General features: G+C 75.9%; 20 protein-coding genes and 1 riboswitch. Of the genes, 9 read left to right on the top strand and 11 right to left on the bottom strand.

The annotated features are described in order from the left end of the window. Window positions 1-104: 104 nt before the first annotated feature. Genes ACL02O_RS18850 through cobN form a run of 7 tightly spaced genes read right to left on the bottom strand, consistent with a single transcriptional unit; the run spans window position 105 to window position 10,703 of the window. Window positions 105-1,250: a cobalt-precorrin-5B (C(1))-methyltransferase gene (locus tag ACL02O_RS18850; RefSeq protein ID WP_412819402.1), complete on the bottom strand. Its 1,146-nt coding sequence runs from the start codon at window positions 1,248-1,250 to the stop codon at window positions 105-107. Beyond that, window positions 1,247-2,074, bottom strand: coding sequence for a precorrin-4 C(11)-methyltransferase (gene cobM, locus ACL02O_RS18845; RefSeq protein WP_412819401.1), 828 nt, complete (start codon window positions 2,072-2,074; stop codon window positions 1,247-1,249). The genes ACL02O_RS18850 and cobM overlap by 4 nt, the downstream gene beginning before the upstream one ends. Beyond that, entirely contained in the window at window positions 2,071-2,820 is a 750-nt protein-coding gene (gene cobI / locus ACL02O_RS18840) for a precorrin-2 C(20)-methyltransferase (protein WP_412819400.1), read from the bottom strand. The genes cobM and cobI overlap by 4 nt, the downstream gene beginning before the upstream one ends. Beyond that, window positions 2,817-4,172, bottom strand: coding sequence for a cobyrinate a,c-diamide synthase (locus ACL02O_RS18835; protein WP_412819399.1), 1,356 nt, complete (start codon window positions 4,170-4,172; stop codon window positions 2,817-2,819). Before ACL02O_RS18835 ends, cobI begins: the two co-directional genes overlap by 4 nt. Next, window positions 4,166-4,777 (bottom strand): cob(I)yrinic acid a,c-diamide adenosyltransferase, encoded by a 612-nt coding sequence (cobO, locus tag ACL02O_RS18830; RefSeq protein WP_412819398.1) that lies wholly within the window; start codon window positions 4,775-4,777, stop codon window positions 4,166-4,168. Before cobO ends, ACL02O_RS18835 begins: the two co-directional genes overlap by 7 nt. Continuing rightward, complete coding sequence (locus tag ACL02O_RS18825) at window positions 4,777-6,996, bottom strand: VWA domain-containing protein (protein WP_412819410.1); 2,220 nt, start codon at window positions 6,994-6,996, stop codon at window positions 4,777-4,779. The genes cobO and ACL02O_RS18825 overlap by 1 nt, the downstream gene beginning before the upstream one ends. A gap of 29 nt (window positions 6,997-7,025) precedes the next feature. After that, window positions 7,026-10,703, bottom strand: a complete 3,678-nt coding sequence (gene cobN / locus ACL02O_RS18820; RefSeq protein ID WP_412819397.1) for a cobaltochelatase subunit CobN — start codon at window positions 10,701-10,703, stop codon at window positions 7,026-7,028. A 411-nt stretch (window positions 10,704-11,114) separates the two neighbouring features. Then, a riboswitch (cobalamin riboswitch) is annotated at window positions 11,115-11,244 on the bottom strand. A 352-nt stretch (window positions 11,245-11,596) separates the two neighbouring features. Between cobN and ACL02O_RS18815 the strand changes: the two genes are divergently transcribed. After that, window positions 11,597-12,268, top strand: a complete 672-nt coding sequence (locus tag ACL02O_RS18815) for an MBL fold metallo-hydrolase (RefSeq protein ID WP_412819396.1) — start codon at window positions 11,597-11,599, stop codon at window positions 12,266-12,268. 45 nt (window positions 12,269-12,313) lie between these two features. Then, the gene (locus ACL02O_RS18810; RefSeq protein ID WP_412819395.1) at window positions 12,314-13,894 is read left to right on the top strand and encodes a glycosyltransferase 87 family protein; all 1,581 of its coding nucleotides are present in this window, start codon (window positions 12,314-12,316) and stop codon (window positions 13,892-13,894) included. Window positions 13,895-13,909: 15 nt separating this feature from the next. On the opposite strand, the gene ACL02O_RS18805 is transcribed toward ACL02O_RS18810, so the two are convergent. Continuing rightward, window positions 13,910-14,242, bottom strand: a complete 333-nt coding sequence (locus ACL02O_RS18805; protein ID WP_412819394.1) for a hypothetical protein — start codon at window positions 14,240-14,242, stop codon at window positions 13,910-13,912. Window positions 14,243-14,445: 203 nt separating this feature from the next. Further along, a complete protein-coding gene (locus ACL02O_RS18800) occupies window positions 14,446-15,702 on the bottom strand; it encodes an MFS transporter (protein ID WP_412819393.1) in 1,257 nt (418 codons plus the stop codon). A gap of 76 nt (window positions 15,703-15,778) precedes the next feature. Between ACL02O_RS18800 and ACL02O_RS18795 the strand changes: the two genes are divergently transcribed. Together ACL02O_RS18795 and ACL02O_RS18790 are read left to right on the top strand one after the other, a co-directional pair. Then, the gene (locus tag ACL02O_RS18795) at window positions 15,779-16,768 is read left to right on the top strand and encodes a LacI family DNA-binding transcriptional regulator (protein ID WP_412819392.1); all 990 of its coding nucleotides are present in this window, start codon (window positions 15,779-15,781) and stop codon (window positions 16,766-16,768) included. A gap of 102 nt (window positions 16,769-16,870) precedes the next feature. Then, window positions 16,871-17,563 carry an alpha/beta hydrolase gene (locus tag ACL02O_RS18790; RefSeq protein ID WP_412819391.1) on the top strand — a complete coding sequence of 231 codons (693 nt, stop codon included), beginning with the start codon at window positions 16,871-16,873 and terminating at the stop codon, window positions 17,561-17,563. 6 nt (window positions 17,564-17,569) lie between these two features. On the opposite strand, the gene ACL02O_RS18785 is transcribed toward ACL02O_RS18790, so the two are convergent. Then, window positions 17,570-18,772, bottom strand: coding sequence for an FUSC family protein (locus ACL02O_RS18785; RefSeq protein WP_412819390.1), 1,203 nt, complete (start codon window positions 18,770-18,772; stop codon window positions 17,570-17,572). Window positions 18,773-18,904: 132 nt separating this feature from the next. Next, the gene (locus ACL02O_RS18780; RefSeq protein WP_412819389.1) at window positions 18,905-19,513 is read right to left on the bottom strand and encodes an NUDIX hydrolase; all 609 of its coding nucleotides are present in this window, start codon (window positions 19,511-19,513) and stop codon (window positions 18,905-18,907) included. A 226-nt stretch (window positions 19,514-19,739) separates the two neighbouring features. Between ACL02O_RS18780 and ACL02O_RS18775 the strand changes: the two genes are divergently transcribed. From ACL02O_RS18775 to ACL02O_RS18755, 5 genes are all read left to right on the top strand, one after another. Then, complete coding sequence (locus tag ACL02O_RS18775; RefSeq protein WP_412819388.1) at window positions 19,740-20,549, top strand: LppM family (lipo)protein; 810 nt, start codon at window positions 19,740-19,742, stop codon at window positions 20,547-20,549. Window positions 20,550-20,645: 96 nt separating this feature from the next. After that, complete coding sequence (locus ACL02O_RS18770) at window positions 20,646-20,990, top strand: hypothetical protein (protein WP_412819387.1); 345 nt, start codon at window positions 20,646-20,648, stop codon at window positions 20,988-20,990. A gap of 14 nt (window positions 20,991-21,004) precedes the next feature. After that, on the top strand, window positions 21,005-21,613 hold the full coding sequence (locus ACL02O_RS18765) for a glycine zipper family protein (RefSeq protein WP_412819386.1): 609 nt from the start codon (window positions 21,005-21,007) through the stop codon (window positions 21,611-21,613). Next, a complete protein-coding gene (locus ACL02O_RS18760; RefSeq protein WP_412819385.1) occupies window positions 21,610-22,296 on the top strand; it encodes a carboxypeptidase regulatory-like domain-containing protein in 687 nt (228 codons plus the stop codon). Before ACL02O_RS18765 ends, ACL02O_RS18760 begins: the two co-directional genes overlap by 4 nt. 22 nt (window positions 22,297-22,318) lie before the next feature. Then, the gene (locus ACL02O_RS18755; RefSeq protein ID WP_412819384.1) at window positions 22,319-23,566 is read left to right on the top strand and encodes a phage tail sheath family protein; all 1,248 of its coding nucleotides are present in this window, start codon (window positions 22,319-22,321) and stop codon (window positions 23,564-23,566) included. The last annotated feature ends 1 nt before the right edge of the window (window position 23,567 follow it).

Raw genomic sequence — 23,567 nt, 5'->3', positions numbered from 1 at the left:
GCTCAGGCATGAATGTGCCTCAGCGGCATACCGCTCAGAAGTGATCCGCTGGCCGGCGGCGTCACCGAGCGTCACGGCTTCGCCGGGACGGAGGGACGGGGGCGTCATGCCGCCCACCGCGCGGACGAGGCCACCACCCGGGAGCCGGCGAAGTCCACCATGGCCACGTCCACGGTGACGGCGTGGCCGGCGAAGCGGCGCAGCACCTGGCGGACCCGGCGGCACAGCAGGTCCCCGGCCGGACGGAGCAGCCCGGCGGCCTCCCACAGCTCGTAGGCGTGCCGTCCGGTGTTGGCGGCGGCGACCGCCGCGACCAGGTCGCGGTCACCGCCGGCCTCCGCGGTAACCGCGCCGAGCAGCGACAGGTCCACCTTCGACCGGGTGTAGTGGGTCATCAGGATGCCGGCGGCGAGCTTGGCGAGCTTGCCCGCCATGCCGACGAAGACGACCCCGGCCATCCCGTCGCCGACGGCGGCGGTGACCGCAGCGCCGGTGAAGTCGCCCACCTCGACGAAGCACACCTCGGGCAGTTCGGGCAGGAGCGCACGGGCGGCCCGCTCGGTCCGCCCGCCGGTGCAGAGCACGACGGTCCGCTCCCCCTGGGCGGCCATCACGTGCACCGCCTGCACCACGCTGGCCCGCCAGGAGGCGGTGGAGAAGGGCCGCACGATCCCGGTGGTGCCGAGGATGGAGATGCCGCCGAGGATGCCGAGCCGCCGGTTGGTGGTCTTCCGGGCCATGATCTCGCCGCCCGGCACGCTGATCACCACCCGCACGCCGATCTCGGCCAGGTCGACCACCTCGGCGACGGCCGCACCGATCATGCGGCGCGGGGTTTCGTTGATGGCCGGCCCGCCCACCGGCAGGCCCAGCCCCGGTCTGGTGACCGTCCCGACGCCCGGCCCGCCGTCCAGGCACAGCCCCGGCCGGTCGCGCCAGTCGACGGTGGCGGTAAGTTCCGCGCCATGGGTGACGTCCGGGTCGTCCCCGGCGTCCTTGACCACCACCGCCTCGGCGCGCCGGGCCGGCTCCAGGTCGCACCGGGCGACCGCGAAGGTGACCCGCCGGCCGGCCGGCAGCCCGATCTCCACCTCCCGCTGCGGCACCCCGCTGACCAGCGCGGTCAGCGCGGCCTTGGCCGCCGCGGTGGCGCAGGCGCCGGTGGTCCAGCCGGTGCGCAGCGCGGTCGGCCGAACCTTCGCGGTACGCGGCAGGTCCGGCTCGCGCAGCGGCGGTTCGGCGTACCTCATCGGCCGTCCCGGGGGTGGTCGGCGCGGGCGCGACGGAGGCCGGCGCGGGCGGCGGGCTCGGCCCGGCGGTAGGTGTGGAAGTGGCCGGGGTGGTAGAGGTGCGAGCGGGTGCCGGTGGCGGCGAGGGCCGGCCCGACCAGGAACAGGGTGTGCTTCCAGAGCTTGTGCGCCCGGACCGTGTCCGCCAGCTCGCCGAGGGCGCACCGGAGCAACAGCTCGTCCGGCCAGGTCGCCTGGTAGGCGACCACCACCGGGGTGTCCGGCGGGTAGCCGCCGGCCAGCAGCTCGGCCTGGGCCTGCCCGGAGCGGGCGGCGGAGAGGAAGAGCGCCATGGTGGTGCCGTGCCGGGCGAAGTCACGGACCCGCTCCCTGGGCGGCATCGGCGTCCTGCCACCCTCTAGCCGGGTGAGGATCACCGACTGGGCCACCTCGGGGATGGTGAGTTCCCGGCCGACGCGCGCGGCGACGGCGGTGAACGAGGAGACCCCGGGAACGATCTCCACGGCCAGGCCGAGCGCCTGGCACGCGTCGAGCTGCTCCTGCACCGCGCCCCACAGCGCCGGGTCGCCGGAGTGGATCCGGGCCACGGTCAGTCCCTGAGCGGCGGCCCGTCGGTAGAGCGGCAGCACCCCCTCGACGGGCAGCCGGGAGGAGTCGACGATCTCGGCGTCGGCGCGGGCGTGGACAAGCACGTCGGCGTGGACCAGGCTGGCCGCCCAGATCACCACGTCGGCCTCGGCGATCACCCGGGCGGCGCGCAGGGTGAGCAGGTCGGCGGCGCCGGGGCCGGCCCCGACGAACCACACCTTTCCGGCGGTGGTCACAGTTTTCCTCCCCGCCGGTCCCGGTGGGCCGGGACCAGCAACGTCGACAGGTACGGCAGGTCGTCGGCGTGGTCGTCCAGCGGGCCGATCCACTCGTCGGCCAGGCCGAGGGCGCGGCCGAGCAGGGCGTCGGCGTGGCGGCCCTGCCGGCGCAGCTCGCGGACCAGGTCGGGGTGGCGGCGCCAGCCCTTGTAGACCACGACGGTCCCGGGCCCGGCGAGTGCGTCGGCGACCGGCGCCAGCCCGGCGGTGGCGGGCAGCAGGGTCAGCGGTTCACGGCCCTCGCAGAGCGGCACGCCGGCACGGGCGGCCAGTTCCTGCATGGCGGTGATGCCGGGGACCGTGCGTACCGCGACGTCCGGTCGGCGGGCACGCACCCCGTGGGCCAGGTAACCGAACGTGGAGTAGACGTTCGGGTCGCCGATGGTGGCGAAGGCGACCGCCCGGGCGCCGCCGTCGAAGGCGTCCACCACGGCCGCCGCCGCCGCGTCCCAGGCGGCCTCGCGGCGGGCGGTCACCCCGCCCCGGTCGTCCAGGGCGAACGGCAGCCGGCGCAGCCGCTCCGCCGCGACGTACGCGGCCACCGTGACCCCGGCGCGACCCGGGGACGCGCCGCCGTCGGCCGCCGCCCGGTCCGGCACCGGTACGAAGACCAGGTCGGCCTCGCGCAGCACCCGTACCGCCTTCAGCGTCAGCAGATCCGGGTCGCCGGGGCCCACGCCGACGCCGGTCAGGGCCGGGCTCACCGGCTCGCCGCCTCGACCAGCCGGCGCGCCGCCCCGGGGTGACCGGCCCAGTGGGTGTGCAGGTAGGAGGCGTGCACCCGACCGGTGACGAAGCCGTGCGCGGCGCCGTCCCAGCGCCAGGCCGGCCGGTCCCCGTGCCCGGGGTCGGTGACGGTGCGGTGGAACTCGTGTCCCCGTACCGGGTCGCCGGCCCGGTGCGCCGGAGAGTCGGCGACGGCCACCGCCTCGCGGTAGCCGAGGGTGAGCCGGCCGGTCATCCGGGCGGTGTGGTCGAGCCGCCCGCACATCGGCACCCCGTCGAGGGCCCGGCCCAGGTAGAGCAGCCCGGCGCACTCGGCGACAACCGGCCCGTCGAAGTCGGCCAGCTCGGCGCGGAGCGCGGTGTTGCCGCCGAGCGCCTCGGCGTGCAGCTCCGGAAATCCGCCGCCCAGCAGCACGGCCCGGGTGCCGGCGGGCAGGGCCGGGTCGCGCAGCGGGTCGACGGAAACCACCGCCGCGCCGGCCGCGGCGAGCAGTTCGGTGGTCTCCGCGTACGAGAAGGTGAAGGCCGGGCCGCCGGCGACGGCGACGACCGGGCGGAGCGTGCCGGCGGGCCCGCCGACCTCGATCGCCGGGTCCCAGGCCGGGGCGGTCAGCGGCGGCGCGGTCCGGGCCAGATCGAGCACGGCGTCCAGGTCCACGGTGGCGGCTACCAGGTCGGCGAGCGCGGCGACCGTGGCGACCGACTCGGGCGCGCGTTCGGCGACCGGCACGAGGCCGAGGTGGCGCGACGGCGCAGCCACCTCGGCGGCCCGGCTGACCGCCCCCAGCACCGGCACGTCCACCTCGGCGAGCGCGTCGCGGAGCAGCGTCTCGTGCCGGGGCGAGCCGACCCGGTTGAGGATCACCCCGCCGATGCGTGTTTCGGGATCGAAGGCGCGCATGCCGAGCACCAGGGCGGCCGCCGAGCGGCCCTGCGCGGTGGTGTCGAGGACCAGCAGCACCGGCGCGTCGATGAGCGCGGCGACGTGCGCGGTGGAGGCGTACGCCCGTTGTCCGACGGCGCCGTCGTGCAGCCCCATCACCCCCTCGACCACGGCGACGTCGGCCGGGGTGGGGACGGTCGCGCCGTGGCGCAGCAGCGGGGCGATCCGCTCCGGGCCGACCAGCCAGGGGTCGAGGTTGCGGCCGGGACGGCCGGCGGCGAGCGCGTGGTAGCCGGGGTCGATGTAGTCGGGTCCGACCTTGTGCGGGCTGACGGTCAGGCCGTGGCGGCGCAGCGCGGCGAGCAGCCCGGTGGCCACCGTGGTCTTGCCGTGCCCGCTGGCCGGGGCGGCGACGACCAGCCGCGGCAGCGCGAGGGGGGTCACCACTCGATGCCCTTCTGGCCCTTCTGGCCGGCGTCCATCGGGTGCTTCACCTTGGTCAGCTCGGCGACCAGGTCGGCCGCCTCGACCAGCCGGGGGTCGGCGTCCCGGCCGGTGATCACCACGTGCTGGAACCCGGGCCGACCGGCCAGGGTCTCGACCACCTCGTCGACGTCCACCCACCCCCACTTCATCGGGTAGGTGAACTCGTCCAGCACGTACAGGCCGTGGCGCTGGGCGGCGAGGTCGCGTTGGATCTGCCGCCAGCCCTCCAGGGCGTCCGCCGCGTGGTCGGCCGCCCCGGCGCGTTGGATCCAGGACCAGCCCTCGCCCATCTTGTGCCAGCTGACCGGCGCGCCCTGCCCGGTGCGGGCGTGCACCTCGCCGAGGGCGCGGAAGGCGTTCTCCTCACCCACCCGCCACTTGGCGCTCTTGACGAACTGGAACACCCCGATCGGCAGGCCGGCGGTCCAGGCCCGCAGCGCCAGCCCGAACGCGGCGGTCGACTTGCCCTTCATCTGTCCGGTGTGGACGACGAGCAGCGGCCGGTTGCGCCGCTGCCGGGTGGTCAGCCCGTCGGCGGGTACGTGGGTCGGCTTCCCCTGCGGCATCAGGCGGCGCTCCTGGTGGTGACGAGGGCGGACAGCGGGTGGTGCGGGGCGCGGAGGTGGGCGGCGAGGCGCCGGGCGAGGTGCAGGCGGACCGGTCCGGACTCGCAGTCGACGACGACACAGGCGGCACCGGTGGCGCCGAGCACGGCGGCCGCCCGCTCGGCCCGGTCGAGGGGACGGTCGCCGGCGGTGGCCCGGCCGTCGGTGACGACCAGGACGAGGGGCCGCCGTTTCGGGTCGCGCAGCCGCTCCAACCGAAGCAGCTCGGCCGCCGCGAGCAGTCCCTCGGCGAGCGGGGTACGGCCGCCGGTGGGCAGCTCGGCCAGCCGGGTGGCCGCGGCCAGCACCGACGAGGTGGCCGGCAGCAGGGTCTGCGCCCCGGCGCCCCGGAAGGCGACCACGGCCACCTTGTCCCGCCGCTGGTAGGCGTCCCCGAGCAGGGCGAGCACCGCGCCCTTGACGGCGGACATCCGCTGCCGGGCGCCCATCGACCCGCTGGCGTCCACCACGAACAGCACGAGGTTCCCCTCGCGCCCCTCGCGGACCGCCTCCCGCAGGTCGTCCGGGCGCAGCCGCAGCGGCCCGCCGGCCCGGCCCCGGGCGGCCTGGTGGGGCGCGGCGGCCCGCACGGTCGCCGGCAGATGCAGCGCGCCGGGCCGGCCCGCGGGCACCCGGGAGCCGGTGCTGCGGCCGCGCCCGGTGCGCGCCCGGGACCGCCGGCCCGGCACCCCCTCGCCCACCCCCGGCGCGGTGAGCAGCCGCGCCCGCAGGCCCCGGTCCGGTGCCGCCACCGGGCCCGCGGGCCAGGCCGGGCCGGCGTCACCCGGCCCGGTCCGGCGCGGCCCGGCGGGACCCGGCGAGGCGTCGCCACGGCCCGCCGCGGACCCCCCGGCCGCTGCGTCCGGATCCCCGTCGGCGTGACCCTCGCCCGCGCCGGGCCGCCCGCCGCGCACCCGGTCAGCGGCTTCGTCGGGCCGGCGCCGACCGCCGCCGCCGCCGTCGTCGGCGGTGGACCGCTCGTCCGCGCCGTTGACCGGCCAGCGGGCACCGGCCCGGTCGGGCCGGCCGCCTGTCGCCGCGCCGCGCGGATCCTGCTGCGCGACCGGTCCACCACCGTCGGCCGGTCCACCCCGACCAGGTCCGCCGCCGCCCGGGCCGCCGGTCGGGCCGCCGCCAGCGCCCGGGCCGTCCGGGCCGTCGTCGTCTGGGCCGTCGTCGTTCGGGTCGTCGTCGGGGTGGGCGTCGCGGGCCCGGCGCAACGCCTCGTCGAGGCGTTGCTCGTCCAGGCCAGGGGTGTCGAAGGGGTCGCGTCGGCGGCGGTGCGGCAGGGCGAGCCGGGCGGCGATCCGCACGTCCTCGGCGCCCACCCGGTCCCGGCCCTGCCAGGCGGCGTGCGCCACGGCGGTACGGGCGGTGACGATGTCCGCGCGCATGCCGTCCACGTCGAACGCGGCGCAGACCTCGGCGATCTGCCGCAGCGCCGCGTCGGGCAGCACCACCCGACCCAGCCGGTGGCGGGCGGCCGCGACCCGGCGGGCCACCTCGGCGTCCGCCCCGACCCAGCCGGCGGCGAAGCCGGTCGGGTCCGCGTCGGCGGCCAACCGGCGGCGGACCACCTCGGCGCGCACGGCGGGATCGCGGCTGGCGGCCACCTCGACGGTGAGCCCGAACCGGTCGAGCAGCTGCGGGCGCAGCTCCCCCTCCTCCGGGTTCATGGTGCCGACCAGCAGGAACCGGGCGGCGTGGCTGACCGAGACGCCCTCCCGCTCAACGTGGCAGCGGCCCATCGCGGCGGCGTCGAGGAGCAGGTCGACCAGGTGGTCGTGGAGCAGGTTGACCTCGTCGACGTAGAGCACGCCCCGGTGGGCGGCGGCGAGCAGGCCGGGCTCGTAGGCGCGTACCCCCTCGGCGAGGGCGCGTTCCAGGTCCAGCGAGCCGACCACCCGGTCCTCGGCGGCGCCGACCGGAAGTTCGACCAGGTGGGCGGGGCGACGCTCGGCCGGCGGGCCGGCCGGGTGCGGCCCGTCCGGGCAGCCCGGGTCCGGCGCGGCCGGGTCGCAGGCGAAGCGGCAACCGGCCACCCGGTCCACCGGCGGCAGCAGCGCGGCGAGCGCGCGGACGGCGGTGGACTTGGCGGTGCCCTTCTCGCCCCGGACCAGCACCCCGCCGATGGCCGGGCTGACCGCGTTGAGCAGCAGGGCGAGCCGCATCTCGGCCATGCCGAGCACCGCGCTGAACGGGTAACTGCTCACTGTGCCATCTCCTCCAGGTCGCCCTCGCTGACCAGGTACGTCTCGTGGAGCCGGTCGAGGGTGGCCGGCTCGGGCGCGGCCCACAGGCCCCGGTCGGCGGCCTCGAGCAGGCGTTCGGTGATGCCGCGCAGCGCCCACGGGTTGGACCGCTCCAGGAACTCGCGGGTGTCCGGGTCGAAGAGGTACGCCGCGGCGAGCCGCTCGTACATCCAGTCGTCGACGACCCCGGCGGTGGCGTCGTAGCCGAACAGGTAGTCGACGGTGGCGGTCAGCTCGAAGGCGCCCTTGTAGCCGTGCCGGCGCATCGCGGCGATCCAGCGGGGGTTGACCACCCGGGCCCGGAACACCCGGCGGGTCTCCTCGCCGAGGGCGCGGGTCCGCACGTCGTGCGGGATAGCCGAGTCGCCCACGTACGCGGCCGGCGAATCCCCGGTGAGGTGGCGGACCATCGCCACCATCCCGCCGTGGTACTGGAAGTAGTCGTCGGAGTCGACGATGTCGTGCTCGCGGGTGTCCTGGTTCTTCACCGCCACGGAGATCCGGGCAAAGGATCGTTCCATGTCCTCCCGGGCGGCCCGCCCGTCCAGGCCCCGGCCGTAGGCGTATCCGCCCCAGACGGCGTACACCTCGGCCAGGTCGGCGTCGGTGCGCCAGTTCCGGGCGTCGATCAGCGGCAGCAGCCCCGCCCCGTACGCCCCGGGCCGGGAGCCGAAGATCCGCGCGGTGGCCCGCCGCTCGTCGCCGTGCGCCGCGACGTCCGCGTCGACGTGCGACTTCACGTAGTTGTCCGCGGCCGGCTCGTCGAGGGCGGCGACCCGCCGGACGGCGTCATCGATCAGGGTGACGACGTGCGGGAAGGCGTCCCGGAAGAAGCCGGAGATGCGGACGGTGACGTCGACGCGTGGGCGGCCCAGATCGGCCAGCGGCACCACCTCGACGCCGGTCACCCGGCGGGACCGGTCGTCCCACCTCGGGCGGCACCCGAGCAGCGCCAGCACCTCGGCGATGTCGTCGCCCTGCGTGCGCATTGCGCTGGTCCCCCACACGGTCAGCCCGACCGAGCGCGGGTACGCCCCGGTGTCGGCCAGGTGCCGGGCCAGCAGTGAGTCGGCGAGGGCGACCCCGACGTCCCAGGCGTTGCGGCTGGGGATGGCCTTCGGGTCGACGGAGTAGAAGTTCCGGCCGGTGGGCAGCACGTTGACCAGCCCGCGGGTGGGTGAGCCGGACGGCCCGGGCGGAACGAACCGGCCGGCCAGCGCGCCGAGCACGCGGTCGATCTCGTCGGTGGTGCGGTCCAGCCGGGGCACCACCTCGCGGGCGGCGAAGCGCAGCACCTCGACGGCGTCCGGCACGGCCAACCCGACCACCTCGGCGACCACCGCGTCGGCCTTGGCCGCGTCCCAGCCGAGGGTCTCCATGCCGAGGACCAGCCGTCGGGCGAGGGCCTCGATCAGGTCCACGGCGTCGGCGGCGGTGGCGGCCGGCCCGTCGACGGCCTCGGTCAGCGCCGCCGGCACGGCGAGCCGGGCGCCGGGCGTGGCCAGCAGCGCCGCCTCGTCGAGGCCGACGTGCGCGGCGAGTGCCTGGCGCAGTCCGGGCAGCGCCCGCACCCCGCCCCAGACCTGGGGGGCGCGCAGCACGGCGAGCACCAGGTTGACCCGGGCCTCGCCGGTGGGCGCCTCGGCGAGCACGTGCAACCCATCGCGGATCTGCACGTCCTTGATCTCGCAGAGGTAGCCGTCGAGGTGCAGCACGAAGTCGTCGAAGTCGTCGGCCGCCGGCATCTCCGCCTGGTGCAGGTCGTGGTGCAGCTCGGCGGCGCGGACCAGGTCCCAGATCTGCCGCCGCACCGTCGGCGCCTTGGCCGGGTCGAGGGCCTGCACGGTCGCGTACTCGTCCAGGAGCTGTTCCAGCTTCGCCAGGTCGCCGTACGTCTCGGCGCGGGCCATCGGCGGCACCAGGTGGTCGACCACGACGGCGTGCGCGCGGCGCTTGGCCTGCGTCCCCTCGCCGGGGTCGTTGACGATGAACGGGTAGACCAGCGGCAGGTCGCCGAGGACCGCGTCGGGGGCGCAGTCGGCGGCCAGCCCGAGTCCCTTGCCGGGCAGCCACTCAAGGGTGCCGTGCTTGCCGAGGTGGACCACGGCGTCCGCGCCGAAGCCGCCGTCGGCGACCGGCGCGGCCAGCCACCGGTAGGCGGCCAGGTAGTGGTGGCTGGGTGGCAGGTCCGGGTCGTGGTAGATGGCGACCGGGTTCTCCCCGAAGCCGCGTGGTGGCTGGATCAGCAGCACCACGTTGCCGAAGCGCAGCCCGGCCAGGACGATGTCGTCGCCGTCGGTGTAGAGCGTGCCGGGCGGCTCGCCCCAGTGCTCGCGCATCCGCTCCCGCAGCGGCGCCGGGACCACGTGGAACCAGCGCCGGTAGGTCTCCCCCGGCACCCGGGCCTCGGCGGCGGAGAGCTGCTCCGGGGTGAGCCATTCGACGTCGTGGCCGCCGGCGGCGATCAGGGCGTGGATCAGCGCGTCCCCGTCCGTCGGCACCGGCCCGTCGCCCAGGTGGTAGCCGGCTTCGGCGAGGGCGGCGAGCAGGCGGACCGCCGAGGCCGGCGTGTCCAGGCCGACGGCGTTGCCGACCCGGGAGTGCTTCGTCGGGTACGAGCTGAGCACGACCGCGACCCGCTTCGCGGCGTTGCGCAGCTGCCGCAGCCGGGCCTGCCGGACGGCGATGCCGGCGAGCCGGGCGGCCCGCTCCGGGTCGGCCTCGTACCCGGAGAGCCCCTCGGCGTCGATCCGCTTGAACGAGAACGGCACCGTGACGATGCGGCCGTCGAACTCGGGGATGGCCACCTGCATCGCCGCGTCCAACGGGGAGAGTCCGGCGTCGCCGGCAGCCCACTGGTCGCGGGTGCTGGTCAGGCAGAGCGCCTGCAGGACGGGCACGTCCAGGTCGGCGAGCGCGCCGACGTCCCAGGCGTCCTCGTCGCCGCCGCCGGAGGCGTCGGCGGCAACCGTGCCACCGGCGGCGAGAACCGTCACCACCAGGGCGTCGCACCGGCCGAGAAGGTCGAGCGGGCCGGTGCCGGGGGTCAGGCCGCGCAGCGAACCGCAGAAGATCGGCAGCGCCCGGCCGCCGGCCGCGGTCACCGCGTCGGCGAGGGTCTCCACGAAGGCGGTGTTCCCGGCGAGGGCGTGCGCCCGGTAGAACACGATGCCCACGACGGGTCGGCCGTCGTCCGCCGGGCCCGGGTCGGGTCCGAGGATCCCGTACGGCGGGGTGGGCGCGGGCGGGGCGAAGCCCTCGCCGGTGAGCAGCACCGTGTCGGAGAGGAACCGGGCCAGTTCGGCGAGGTTCTCCGGGCCCCCCTCCACCAGGTACGCGAGGGCCTCGGCGGCCACCCCGGCGGCCACCGTGGACGCCGCCATCAGCTCCGCGTCCGGCACCGACTCGCCGCCGAGGACCACCGTCGGCACGCCGGAGGCGAGCACCGCGGTCAGGCCGTCCGGCCACGCCTGCCGGCCGCCGAGCAGGCGTACGACGGCCAGGTCGACGCCGTCGAGCAGGGCGGGCACGGCGTCGGCGGCGACCCGGGCGGGGTTGGCCGGCCGGTAGCCCGCGCCGCTGGCGCGGGCGGCGAGCAGGTCGGTGTCGGCGGTGGAGAGCAGCAGGATGCGCACGGACGGCTCCGGAGCGTGACGCCCGACGGCGCGGCGAGGCGGCGGCGGGCAGGAGGTGGACGCGGATTCAGCGGGTGCGCGGGTCCGGCCGGCGGCTCACCGGCGGCTGGACCGACGGTGACACCCGGCCGGGTGTGGACCCGGGCGGGGCGGAACTCAGCGGCGGGCGGCGTGGCCGGCCGCGACGCCGGGACGGCCACGGGCGCCGGCGGCGCCCGGGCGATCCGCCACGGCCGCACCGGCGCGACCGACGGCAGCGCCGGGGGCGCGGCCGGGTCGGGGCGCGGTGGGGTGAGCGGTCAACGGCGCGTCGGTGCGCGCCGGCCGAATACGACGATCAGCGTCGATGGCACAGGGGCCGTGCATCGGGTCCTCCTCGGGTGTCCACGCCCTGGGGCTCGCCGACGGCCGAAGTATCCTGGCTCCCGGATCGACGCTCACCCCCGGCCTTCCAACCGCGCACGCACGGCCGTGACTCACGAGGGGGGATCGCTCCCCGGTGACAGTGGCGGGACCGCGCCGGATTCACACCGGCTTCCTTCACTGCCGTCCGGCCGCGAATGCTGCCACAGCCGCCCGGCCCGGGTCAACGGAGGGTCCCGGACCGGACCGGCGCACCGCAGTGAAGCACCGGCGTCGATACCCTCGGGCTGCCACATCCCGCCGTTCGCTAAGACGGGAATCGATCCGGACCGGATCGCGATCGCCCGCCCGACCGGCATTTCCGGAAGACCCGCCGGCAGCCGCGCGGTATCGCGTCCGGGCAGGCGGGACGGTCCGAACCGGCGCGGGCCGGTAGCATCGGGAATCGACAGTGGACACTCGTCGCATTCGCGAAGGAAACCGCCGCCATCGACAGCATCACACCCGTTCAGCTGGCCGGCCGGGTCTGGTTGTTCCCCGGCGATCCGGACCCGTACGCGATCCGCCCGACCGTGGCCCTCGTCGCCGACGACCGCGGAAGTGTGATCGTCGACGCGGGACAGAGCCCGGCGCACGCCCGCGAGATCCACGCCGGACTGCGCGCCGCCGGACTGCCCGCGCCGCGCTGGCTGGTCTACACGCACCACCACTGGGACCACGTCTGGGGCGCCTGCGCCTGGCCCGGCGTCGAGATCGTCGGGCACGCGGCCGGTGTCGCCCCGCTGCGGGCCGAGGCGGCCCGGCCGTGGAGTCACCGGCACCTGCGGGAGGAGGTGCGCGCCAACCCCCGCCTCGGGCACAGCTACCGGGCCCGGGCCCTCGCCGTGGACTCCTGGGACGACTTCGCGGTGCTCCCGCCGACCCGTACCTTCACCGACGAGCTGGCCCTGCCCACCGGGGTCGTCGTGCGGCACGTGGGTGGCCGGCACGCCCTCGACTCGTCGGTGGTCCTGGTGCCGGACTCGGGGGTGCTGCTGCTCGGGGACTGCTGGTACCCGCCGCCGACGCACCTGCGCACCCCGGACGACGGGCCCGACCTGGCGCTGGCGCGCGGCCTGCTCACCGACGACGTCGAGTGGTACGTCTCGGCCCACGACGAGCCGGTACGGCTGGCCGAGGCGCGCGCGGCCCTGGACGGCTGAGTGACGTCACCCCCGAGCCCGGGTCGGCTGTCCTATCCTCGGCCGGTGCGGGACCGCCGGGTGATGCTGCTGTGGGCCGCGTTCGCGCTGTCCGCCATGGTCTCCGTCGGGCTGGTGCTGCGTCGCCCGGACCACCTCTCCGACCTGCACATCTACCGCGGAGCCCTGGCCGATCTGCGGGCCGGGCGGCCGCTGTACGGGTACGTCGCGGAGAACGGCGGACCGTTCACCTACCCGCCGTTCGCGGCGCTGGTGCTCTGGCCGGTCGCCACGCTCCCGGAGTCCGTGCTGGGGGCGGTCTGGCTGCTGCTGACGATCGCCGCCGTGGTCGCCGTCGCCGTACCCGTCGGTGCGGCGCTCGCCGCCGGCCGGTCCGACCGGCCGCTGGCGGTGGCAGCGACCGCCACGGTGCTGATGCTCTCCGCGCCCGTGCAGAGCAACCTGCGCTTCGGGCAGGTGAGCATCTTCGTCGTGCTGCTGGCCCTGCTGGACGGCGTGGGTGTCGCACCGCCCCGGTGGCGTGGGGTGCTGGTCGGGGTGGCCGCCGCGGTGAAGCTGACGCCGCTGCTCTTCGTGGCGTACTTCCTCGTCGCCCGCCGGCACCGCGACGCCGCCCGCGCGATGGGCGCCTTCCTGGCCTGCGCGGCCGTCGCCGCCGTCGTGCTGCCGGCGGAGAGCCGGACCTACTGGGCCGGCACGGTGGTGCAGACCTCCCGGATCGGCGACCTGGCCTCGCTGGGCAACCAGTCGGTGCATGGGATGCTGCTGCGCGTCGGGCTCTCCCCGGCGGCCCTGCCGGTGGTCTGGGCCGTGCTGGTGGCCGGCATCTGCCTCGCCGCGCTGCTGCGGGCCCGGCGGCTCGCGGCGGACGGCCGGCCGGGGCACGCCGCGGTGCTGGTCGGCTGCGCCACGGTGGCCGCCTCACCGGTCTCCTGGACTCACCACCAGATCTGGCCGGTGCTGGCCGGGATGCTGCTGGTCGGCGCCACCGGGTTGGCTCGCAGGGTCGCCGGGGCCGCCCTGCTGGTGACCATGGTGGTGTCGCTGGGTGTGGTGCTCGGTCCGGTGTCGCTCCGCCCCGGCGTGCAGTTTCTCCTGGAGAACGCCCGCGCGCTCGGGGTCTGCGCGCTCTGCCTGGCCGGGTTCGGCGGCGTGACGGCCGCGGCGACCCGGCGCGGCACGGTCGGCCGGGCCTGGCTGCGGCTCGGCGTCGCGGCCGCGGCGACGCTGGCGTTCTTCGCCGTGCAGCCGCTGCCGGCCGGGGCCGACCCCACCTTCAAGTCCTACTCCCTGGCGGACGTGGCCAACCCCCGGTACTTCTTCGTCTGCCGTGGCCCGGCCGCGTGCGCCGCGTACGGCGGGGGCGGGCCGGTCACCTTCGGCACCGCCGTCGAGCCGACCAAGGTACGGGTCAACGGGGTGGTGTCCCCACAGGTGGCCCGCCTGGAGTACTACTCCGCGCCCGGCGGGGCGCCCCGGGTCATCCCGCTGCTGGCCGCCTACCCCGGCTCCCGCACCTTCTCGTTCCGGTCGGCGACGATGACCCACGGCCGGCTGGTGGCGTACGGGGTGGACGGGCGCCGGCTCGCCGTGTACGACGACGAGCTGGCCGCCGCGTTCCGCTGACCGGGCGGCGCGGGGTCAGCGGGCGCGTCGCTCCGGGTGGGCCCGGTTCCAGGCCCGCATCCGCTCCGGGTAGCCGGTGCGGGCGGCCTCGTACAACGGGACCGCGCGCCGCTTGGCGATCTTGGCAGCGGCCCGGGGTGAGCCGGTACGGCGGCGAATCCACTCGCCGTCGTGGGCGATGGCGACCACGGTGGTGTCGGTCGCCGTGGTCTCCGGCTCCAGATAGAACTCGACCCCGCGCCGGCTGGTCACGAAGGCCTCGAGGGCGGCCAGGTCGTCCCGGTTCGCCTCGCGGTCGAGCTTGGTCGGGGTGGTCGGGTCGGTGGCCCGGCGGCTGAACCAGCCCATGGCCGCCTCCTCTCCTCGGCGTCCTCCCAGTGCAGCACCTGTACCTGTCAATCGGCTGCGAGCCGGGTGGGAGTCGGCTGATGACCGACCCCGGTATACCGCACATCGCGGCTTCAAAGTGGCTGGAAGGACCGGACTGGGGCAACCAGAGGCGATCATGGCCCGAGGCGCCCGCGCGCCGGCCGAGCGGGTCAGCGGGCGGGTCAGCGGGCCGGCGGGCGGAGCACCGGGACGAGCGCGAGCGTGGGCAGCAGGAGCAGCGGCACCAGCCCGAGGGCGGAGAGAATGCCCAGGTGGTCACCGAGGAAACCGAGCAGCGGCGGGCCGCCGAGGAAGGCGGTGTAACCGATCATGGCGACCACGCTGACCCGGGCCGGCGCCCGGTCCTCGTCGTCGGCGGCGGCGCTCATCCCGACCGGGAAGCCGAGCGACGCGCCGATCCCCCAGCACGCCACGCCCACCACGGCGAGCGGCCCGGAGCCGGCCAGCACGGCCAGCGTGGCGCCGGCCGCGGCCAGCCCGATGGTGCCGGAGAGCACGCGTACCCGGCCCCAGCGGTCGATGGCCACGGTGCCGGCGGTCCGCCCCAGCGTCATGCCGACCACGAAGACGCCGAAAACGGTGGCGCCGGCCGCCTCGCTGACCCCGTGCCCGTCGACGAACGCCACCGCCAGCCAGTCGTTCGCACTGCCCTCGGTGAACGCCATCACCAGCACGAACAGCCCGATCAGCAGGGTGCGCGGCTCCCGCCAGGTGGCCAGCAGCGCGCGCCGGCGGGCGGCCGCGTCGGCCGGCCCCGCCGGCTCGGCCGGGGCGGGCAGGAAGGCACGGGCGCCGAGCAGGGTGCCGGCCAGGACCACCACCGCGACCGTGGACAGGTGCCACCCGACCGGTACGCCCAGCCGGGCCGCCCCGGCGCCGATCCCGGCCCCGGCCACCGAACCGAGGCTCCAGGCGGCGTGGAACCGGGGCATGATCGTCCGGCCGAGCCGCTTCTCCACCGCGGCGCCCTCGACGTTCATCGCCACGTCGCAGGCGCCGGAGCCGTACCCGAGGGCGAAGATCCCGATCCCGACGCCGGCCAGCGAACCGGCCAGGGCGGCGGAGAGGCCGGCGCCGGTGAGGCCGAGCGCGACCAGCACGGTCGACGCGACCACCGTGCGGGCCGGACCGAGCCGCAGGGTGACCAGGCCGGCGGTGGACATCGCCACCAGCGCGCCGGCCGACATGGCCAGCAGCAGCAGGCCGAGCTGGCCGACGCTGAGCCCGAGCGCCTCGCGGACCGCGGGCACCCGGGAGAACCAGCTGGCCACCGCGAGCCCGTTGAGGGCGAAGACCACGGTCACGCCGGTGCGGGCGGCCAGGACCGGGCGCGGCACGGCCGGCCGGTCGAGCGCCGCCGCGTCGATGGTGCTGCTCACCGTGTCGTCGTCCTCTCCCCCGGATCGTCCGCCGACCATCGCACACCTGAGAGCGCTACCAGCACAAGCGCTCCCACCCCTTACCTCGGGTGACCCGAGCGGGCATGATGCCGACATGGGCACGCCGACGACACGACCCGCCACCCTCGACGACGTCGCGCGGGCGGCCGGGGTCTCCCGGGCCACCGCCTCCCGGGTGCTCGGCGGCTACGGATTCGCCTCCGGGGACGCCCGGGACCGGGTCGCCGCCGCCGCCGACCGGCTCGGCTACGTGCCGAACACCGCCGCCCGGGCGCTGGTACGCGGCGGCGGGGTCCGCCTCGTCGTGGCCGTCGTGGGCCGGGACGACGCCCTCTTCGACGACCCGTACGTCGACCGGGTGGTGAGCGCGGCCGCCCGGGTCTGCGCCCCGCGCGGGCTCGGGGTGACCCTCGAGTGGCTGTCCCGGCACGCCCCGTCCGACCTGCGGCGGCTCGGCGAGGACCGGAGCGTCTGCGGGATGGTGCTGGTCAACACCACCCAACCCGTGCTCGACGCGGTGCCGGCCGGGCTGGGCGGCCGGGTCGCCTCGATCGGCATCGGCTCGCCCACCGTCCCCTCCTTCGACGTGGACAACGCCGGGGGCGCCGAGGAGGTGCTGCGCCACCTGTACGCCGGCGGCCACCGGCGGATCGCCATGATCACGGGTCCGCGCTGGCTCAGCTGCGCCGAACGGTCGGTGACCGCGTACCGGTCGCTGATGCGGGCGGCCGGGCTGCCGGCGCGGGTGGTGCGGGGCGACTTCACCGCGGCCCGCGGCGGCCGGGCCGCCCTGGCGGTCCTCGACCAGTGGCCGGACACCGACGCCATCTACGCGGCCAGCGACGCCACCGCGCTGGGCGCGATCGCCGCGCTGCGCGAGCGCGGCGTCCAGGTGCCGCACGACGTGGCGGTCGCCGGTTTCGACGACATCCCGTACGCGGCGGTGAGCAGCCCGGCGCTGACCACCGCCACCCACCCGGTCGCCCGGATCGCCACCGCGGCGGCCACCGCCGTGCTGGAGGAGCGGTCCGCGCCCCCGGTCACCGCCTTCCCCTCCACCCTGGTGGCCCGGGAGAGCGCCTGACCCGCGCGGTTGGACCGGCGGCAGCCGGGTAAGCCCCGGCGACCCGAGCGGCGGCACCGGGGTGAGCGCCGCCGGCCCGACCGACGAGGGGGCGAGCACGAGGTGACCGAGCCCGCACCGCCGCACCGGCAGCCCGAGCAGGGACACCGGCACGGCCGGCTCAGCGCCGGCGCGACCGTGGTGGCCCAGCCCGCGCCGCCCGGAACCGCCCCGCTGGCCGACCCGTGGGGCGGCCGGCCGGGGCTGCGGCACGTCCCGCCGGGCGACGGGCCGTACCGGCTGGTGGTGCTGCTGCACGGGGCGGGCGGGTCGGCCGGGCAGGGGCTGGACCTGCTGCTGCCGCTGGCCGACGCGCACCGGCTGCTGCTGCTCGCCCCGCAGGCCACCGCGAGCACCTGGGACCTGATCGCCGAAGGGTACGGCCCGGACGTCGCCCGGATCGACGCGCTGCTGGCGGAGGCCCTCGGCACCTATCCGGTGGACGGGGTGACGTTCGGCGGCTTCTCCGACGGGGCCTCGTACGCCCTCTCGCTGGGGTTGACCAACGGCGACCTGGTCGACGCGGTGCTGGCCTTCTCCCCCGGGTTCGCCGCGCCCCTGGTGACCCACGGCCGTCCCCGCGTGTTCGTCTCGCACGGCGCGGACGACCGGGTGCTGCCGGTGGACGTGTGCAGTCGGCGGCTGGTCCCGCGCCTGCACACCCTGGGCTATCCGGTGGAGTACGCCGAGTTCACGGGCGGCCACGAGGTGCCGACGGAGATCCGGCGGCGGGCGGTGGACTGGCTGGTCGGCTGACCGACGTCAGTGCCCCGGCCCGGTGACCGCCGCGTCGACCCGGCTGAGCACCGTGGCGTCGTCGTCGACGCCGACCCCGCGCAGCAGGTCGATGGCGGTGGCCCGGACCTGCCCGATGATCATCGCGAGGGGCAGGGTCTGGCCCGGGGTGAACAGCCGGCCCGCCATCCGGACCGCCTCCAGCGCGGCGGCGTCCGCCCGCTCGGCGTGGGCGTCGGCGATCGTGTCCTGCCCGGCGAGGTCGGCGGCGAGGGCGTCGCCGGCCGAGCGGACCGCCCCGGCGAGGCTCCGCACGGCACCGCCCAGGTCGGCCGGGACCGGCCCCGGGCCACGGGTCAGGGTTACCGCGGCCCGCGCGAGGACCCGGACGTTGCGGACCGCGTAGTCGATCTGCCGGATCGAGCCCTCCACCGAGCGCAGCCGGCCGAGGTGCTCCCGGCGCCGTAGGTTGAGCCGGAGCGCCTCGCCTGCGGCCTGCACCGCACCGCGCAGCCGCTCCACCCCGGCGTCGGCGTGCCGGGCCCGCTCCAGCGCGGCCAGGGCCGCCTCGTCGTCGTCCCGGTCGAGCGCGGCGGCGATCTCGTCGAGCACCCCGGCCAGCTCCTCGAAGGTGTGCCGGAACTCGGCGACCAGCGGAGCCAGCGGCCGGCGGGCGTCGACGAGTTGGCTGGCCACCACCGCCACACCGCCGCCGATCAGCGCGTCGACGAACCGGAACGGGACGAGTCCCTCGGTCGGCGGCGCGACGACCACCAGGTAGAGGGCGGAGACGGCGGCCTGCACCACCGTGACCGAACTGGCGCCGATCGCCACGGCCAGGGCGACGGTGAGCAGGATGACGGTGAACACCGTCGAGGTGGTACGCGGGCCGAGCGCCTGCACCACCAGGTCGGCGACGAGCACCCCGGCGGCCACCCCGAGCACCACCTCGACGGCCCGGCGCATCCGCTGGCCGCGGGCCTGACCGAGCACGATCAGCGCGGCGGCCGGGGCGAAGAACGGCTGCGGATGGCCGACCAGCCGGGTGGCGAGGATCCAGGCGACGGTGGCCGCGAGGGTGGCTTCCACCACCGGCAGCCAGCCCCGCCGCAGCCGCCCGGCGGCCTCCCGGACGACCGCGCCGGGTCGTCGCTTGGCGTCGGACCCGCCGAGCCGGGGTGGTCGGCTCCTGCCCCGCCACCTCATCATCGCCGTCTCCCGTCGCCGCACCCACCACATCCTGCGTCGTGGCGAGCGGTTCGGCAGCGGTCGGCGCCACTGTCCGCCGGTGGCGCCGCTCACTGCCTCCACCGCGGCGGCCTGCTCCGGGAGCTGATCCGCTCCAGCCGATTCGGGCCGAGGTCAGCCGGCCGGGTCCGGGGCGGTGGCCAGCTCGGCGTACTCGGCGGAGGCCAGGAAGCGGGTGAGGACCTCCGCGGTGCCCGGGGTGTACGGCCGCCCGTCCAGCACCTGCGCCAGGGCGGTGAAGACGATGGCCGCGCCCTCGCCGACCACCACGTCCTCCTGCCGCGCACAGGTCGGGGCGTAGAAGTAGTGCTTGACCCGGTCGACGTCGGGGAGCTCCTGGACGGCGTAAGGCCGCAGCGGCGTCGTCGGGCGCAGCCCGGTCTCCTCCCAGAGCTCCCGGACCGCCGTCTCCTCGGGGGTCTCCCCCGGTTCGCCGTGCCCGCCGGGCAGCCCCCACACGTTCGGGTGGTGCGGGGCGTGCTCGTCGCGGAGCTGGAGCAGCAGCCGACCGGCGGGGTCGACCAGCATTACCACGGAGACCGGGTGCATCCCGCCAACGTAGTACGACCACCACCGGCCGGCGGCCCGAGGATCCGCTCGGCGGGCGATCAGGACCAGCACCGCCCGCCCGTACAGCAGGCCCGGTCGGACGGCGCCCTCCAGGTGCACGTGCAGTTCGACTTTCGGCGCCTGCCGCCGGCGAGAGTCATCGGGTTCCGCCACGAGGACGGCGCGGACCGCCCCAGGGTGACGGGGAAACCCGGCCGGGGCTTCCCCCGAAGGGGGGAGAGAATCTCCCCGGGAACCAGAAAATGGTCAACCCTTCAGAATATCGATCCGCGGACTTTTCCGGGGTCGGCCGAATGGGAGGGGTCGCCGGTAAGATCGGCGACAAGCGTGTGACTGATCGCTGACTGCGGGTGTGAGAGCGATCACACACACTGTCCGCATGAATACGGGACTCCGCCGCAGCCGGGCATTCCGCCTCGCGGTGTGTCTCGCCCTCGTGGCGGCGCTGACCGGCTGCATGCAACTCAATCTCGGGTTGACCGTGAACCCCGACGACACGGTCAGCGGGCAGCTCCTGGTGACCGCCGACAAATCCCTGCTCAAGAACCGGAACCCGGACGTGCAGACGGCCTTCGCCGACATGCGGCGGCAACTGCCCACGCTGCCCGCCGGCGACGAGAGCCGGTACGAGGACGCCCGGTTCTACGGCGTGCAGGTGGCGTACCGGAATAAACCGCTGTCGCAATTCACCAGCGACAGCGTGAATCTGGTTCGCGTCGGCGACCGTTACCGGTTCACATTTCCGCTGGACCCCGATAAATACGCCGGAAAGGTGGCCGAGAAGGATCCGGCGACCCGGCGGGCATTCGTGACCTTGATGTCCTTCGAGATATCGGTGACCTTCCCCGGCCGGGTGGTCTCCAGCAATGGCATCGTCAACGGCCGGTCGGTCACCTGGAAGGTGGACTCCAACCGGGCCAAGCCGGCCGAACTGGTCGCCGAGGCGGAGGCGCCCGCGCGGGCGTCGGCCAGCGCGACCGGCGACCCGACCGCCGCCGGCGGCAGCTTCCCCTGGCTGCTGGTGGTCGGTGGCGTGGTCGTCCTGCTGCTGGTCGCCGTGGTCGTCGTTCTCCTGCTCCGCCGCCCGGACGCGCCGGCCGAGGCCACTCCGACCGACCCCGCCCCGCCCAGCACCGCACCGGCCGCCACCAGCCCCGCGCCGACACCCCGGACCGACCCACCGGCCTGACCTCGGCGCGACGCCGCCACCCGGGCGACCGGTCCCGCCGCCGGCCGCCGCACCTCACCCCGATCGCACCACCGCACCAGCCGAAGGGAGATCGCCGTGAACGACCTCTTCACCTGGGCCGCGCTGGGGAGCCTGACCGGCGCCAGCGCCGCCACCCTGCTCGCCACCAACGTCATCGGCGGACTGCTCGGCCCGAGCGGCGACCAGGCCCGCAAGTGGGTCGCGCTGGGCATCGCCCTGGCGCTGTCGTACCTGACGGCGGCGTTCGCCGCCGACGCCGGTCCCGAGAAGTGGATCATCGCGTTCTTCAACGGGCTGGTCATCTTCTCCGCCGCCCTCGGCATCAACCAGCTGCCGCCCGGCAACCGGCAGGCGACCCAGGCGTCGCCGACCCAGCTCGCGCAGGGACGCGAGCCCCGCTACATCCGCTCGTGGGTCTGAGAGAGGTGACCCCCATGGTCTTCGGCATCATCAGCGCCGCCGTCCACATCGTCCTCGGCGCTCTGCTCGGTCAACTGGCCGGCGGCACCGTCGGCCTGCTCGTCGGAGCGGTCGTCGGGCTTCTGATCGGCGCGCCCTTCGGCTGGGCGGTCGCCTCGGCCGGCACGTACGGCGCGGACCCGAAGGGGATCTTCCTCTTCGTGGTCGACCACACCTGGAGCCTGCTCAACACCGCGGTCGGCGCGCTCTACCTGGCCCTGCACCTGGTCTTCGGGCACCAGCTCGACCGGGTGGTCTCCCAGGCCAGCGGCCGGGTCAACCTGGTCGAGGGGGTCTCCCCCCGGTACGCCACCACGATCGGCACCGTCTGCGCCGGGTCCAGCCCCGGCATCCAGCGCCACGAGGACGTGCACATCCTCCAGGCCCGGCTGCTCGGCCCGCTCTACCTGCCGCTGGTCGTGCTCAACTACGTGCTGTTCGCCGTCGCGCCGGTGTGGCTGCTCTGGCACGACCACGCCAACGCGCCGATCAACCGGTTCACCCGGTACTTCGAGATCGGCGTCTACCCGCACGTGTGGAACGAGGCCATCGCGTACCGGATCCAGGGGACCCCGCCGCGATGACCGGTGCGATCGAGGCGGCCGTCGCGGACCTCGCGGCCTGGCTGACCGGGGCGGCGGGCCATCCCGTCCCGGTCGGCCCGCCCCGCGACGACCGGGACGGCGGCCTCACCGTCTGGCCGCTGGAGCTGCGGCCGGCCCGGCAGACCGCGAGCGGCGGCGGGGCGCGCGAGCCGTACCGGTTCGTGGTCCGGCTGCTGGTCAGCGGCGCCGGACCGGCCGCGCTGCCCGCGCTGGACCGGGTGCTCGCCGCGGCCGCGACGGCCGGCGAGCCGGAGGTGGTGCTGGCCGCCGGGGACCCGCAGTTGTGGCGGGCGTTCGGGGTCGCGCCCCGACCGGCCCTGCTGGTCGACGTGCCCGCGCAGATCGCCCGGCCGGTCCCGGCCGCCCCGCCGGTGCGGCATCCGCTGCGGCTGCGGCAACTGGACATGCTCACCCTCGACGGGCGGGTGGTCGGGCCGGAACGGCAGCCACTCGCCGCGATGCGGGTCGAGCTGGTCGGCACCCCGTACGCCACGGAGACCGACCCGGCCGGCCGGTTCCGCCTGGTCGGCGTCCCGCACGACCCGCAGGCCCCGGACCGGCCGGTGAGGGTACGGCTGTTCGGGCGGGGCCGCACCCTCACCGCCGACCTCGACCCCGCCGACCCCGACCTCGTCATCGTCTGCGCCCCACCGGCCGACTGAGCCGACTCCCCGAGGAGGACCGATGCCCAACTACTTCTCCCCCGGCATCTACGTCGAGGAGGTCCCCAGCGGCGCCCGCCCGATCGGCCCGGTCGGCACCAGCACCGCCGCCTTCGTCGGGGTCGCACCGGACCGCGCCGCCCACGTCGACAAGGCCCTCGCGGTGAACAGCTGGTCGGAGTTCCTGCGGCTGTACGCCGACGGGGACCACCTGGAGAGCACCCCGCTCGCCCGGGCGGTCTTCGGCTTCCTCGACAACGGCGGCACCCGCTGCTGGGTGGTCAACGTCGGCGAGGGTGGCCGGCTCATGGGCACCGGTGGGCGGCGCGGCGGGTTGCAGAAGTTGGAGGCCGTCGACGAGATCTCCATCCTGGCCGCCCCCGGCTACCACGACCCAATGTCGCACGAGGCGCTGATCAGCATGGCCGAGCGGCTGCGTACCATGGTGGCGATCTGCGACCCGCCGCCGGAGGTGCCGGACGTCTCCGCCCTCACCCGGGTGGCCCGGCCGGACGACGGCAAGCCCGCCGGCAAGCCCGGCGACGGATCGGCCAAACCCGCCGACGGGCCCGCAAAGCCCGGCGACGACGATGACGGGCCGGACGGCGACCGGCCCCGGGAGTCGAGCTTCGCCGCCTTCTACTACCCCTGGATCAAGGTGCGTGACCCGCTCAGCGGCGACCTGGTGCTCACCCCGCCGAGCGGGCACGTGGCCGGCATCTGGGCCCGCACCGACGCGCTGCGCGGGGTGCACAAGGCCCCGGCGAACGAGCCGGTACGCGGCGCCGTCGACCTGGCCTACCTGGTCACCCGGCCCGAGCACGACGTGCTCAACCCCAAGGGCGTCAACGTCATCCGCTACTTCGCCGGTGAGGGGATCCGGCTCTGGGGCGCCCGGACGCTCGCCGCCGAGGCCAGCGAGTGGCGGTACCTCAACGTCCGGCGGCTCTCCATCGCCATCGAGCAGGCCATCGCCAACGGCACCCGGTGGATGGTCTTCGAACCGAACGACTACACGCTCTGGCGCTCGATCCGGCGGGACATCGGGGCGTTCCTGACCCGGGTGTGGCGCGACGGCGCGCTGCTCGGCCGGACGGCGGAGGAGGCGTTCTTCGTCAAGTGCGACGAGGAGACCAACCCGTCCGACGTCCGCGACGCCGGGATGGTGGTCGCGCACATCGGCATCGCGGTGGTCAAGCCCGCGGAGTTCGTGGTGTTCAAGCTGAGCCAGTGGGCCGGCGGCACCGAGACCGAGACGATCGGAGGCTGAC

Origin of the sequence: Micromonospora mangrovicola (assembly GCF_047200535.1) — a bacterium.
Taxonomy (GTDB): Bacteria; Actinomycetota; Actinomycetes; order Mycobacteriales; family Micromonosporaceae; genus Micromonospora.
Note: the sequence above shows the minus strand (reverse complement) of the source record. Positions and strands in the feature narration are given on the sequence as shown.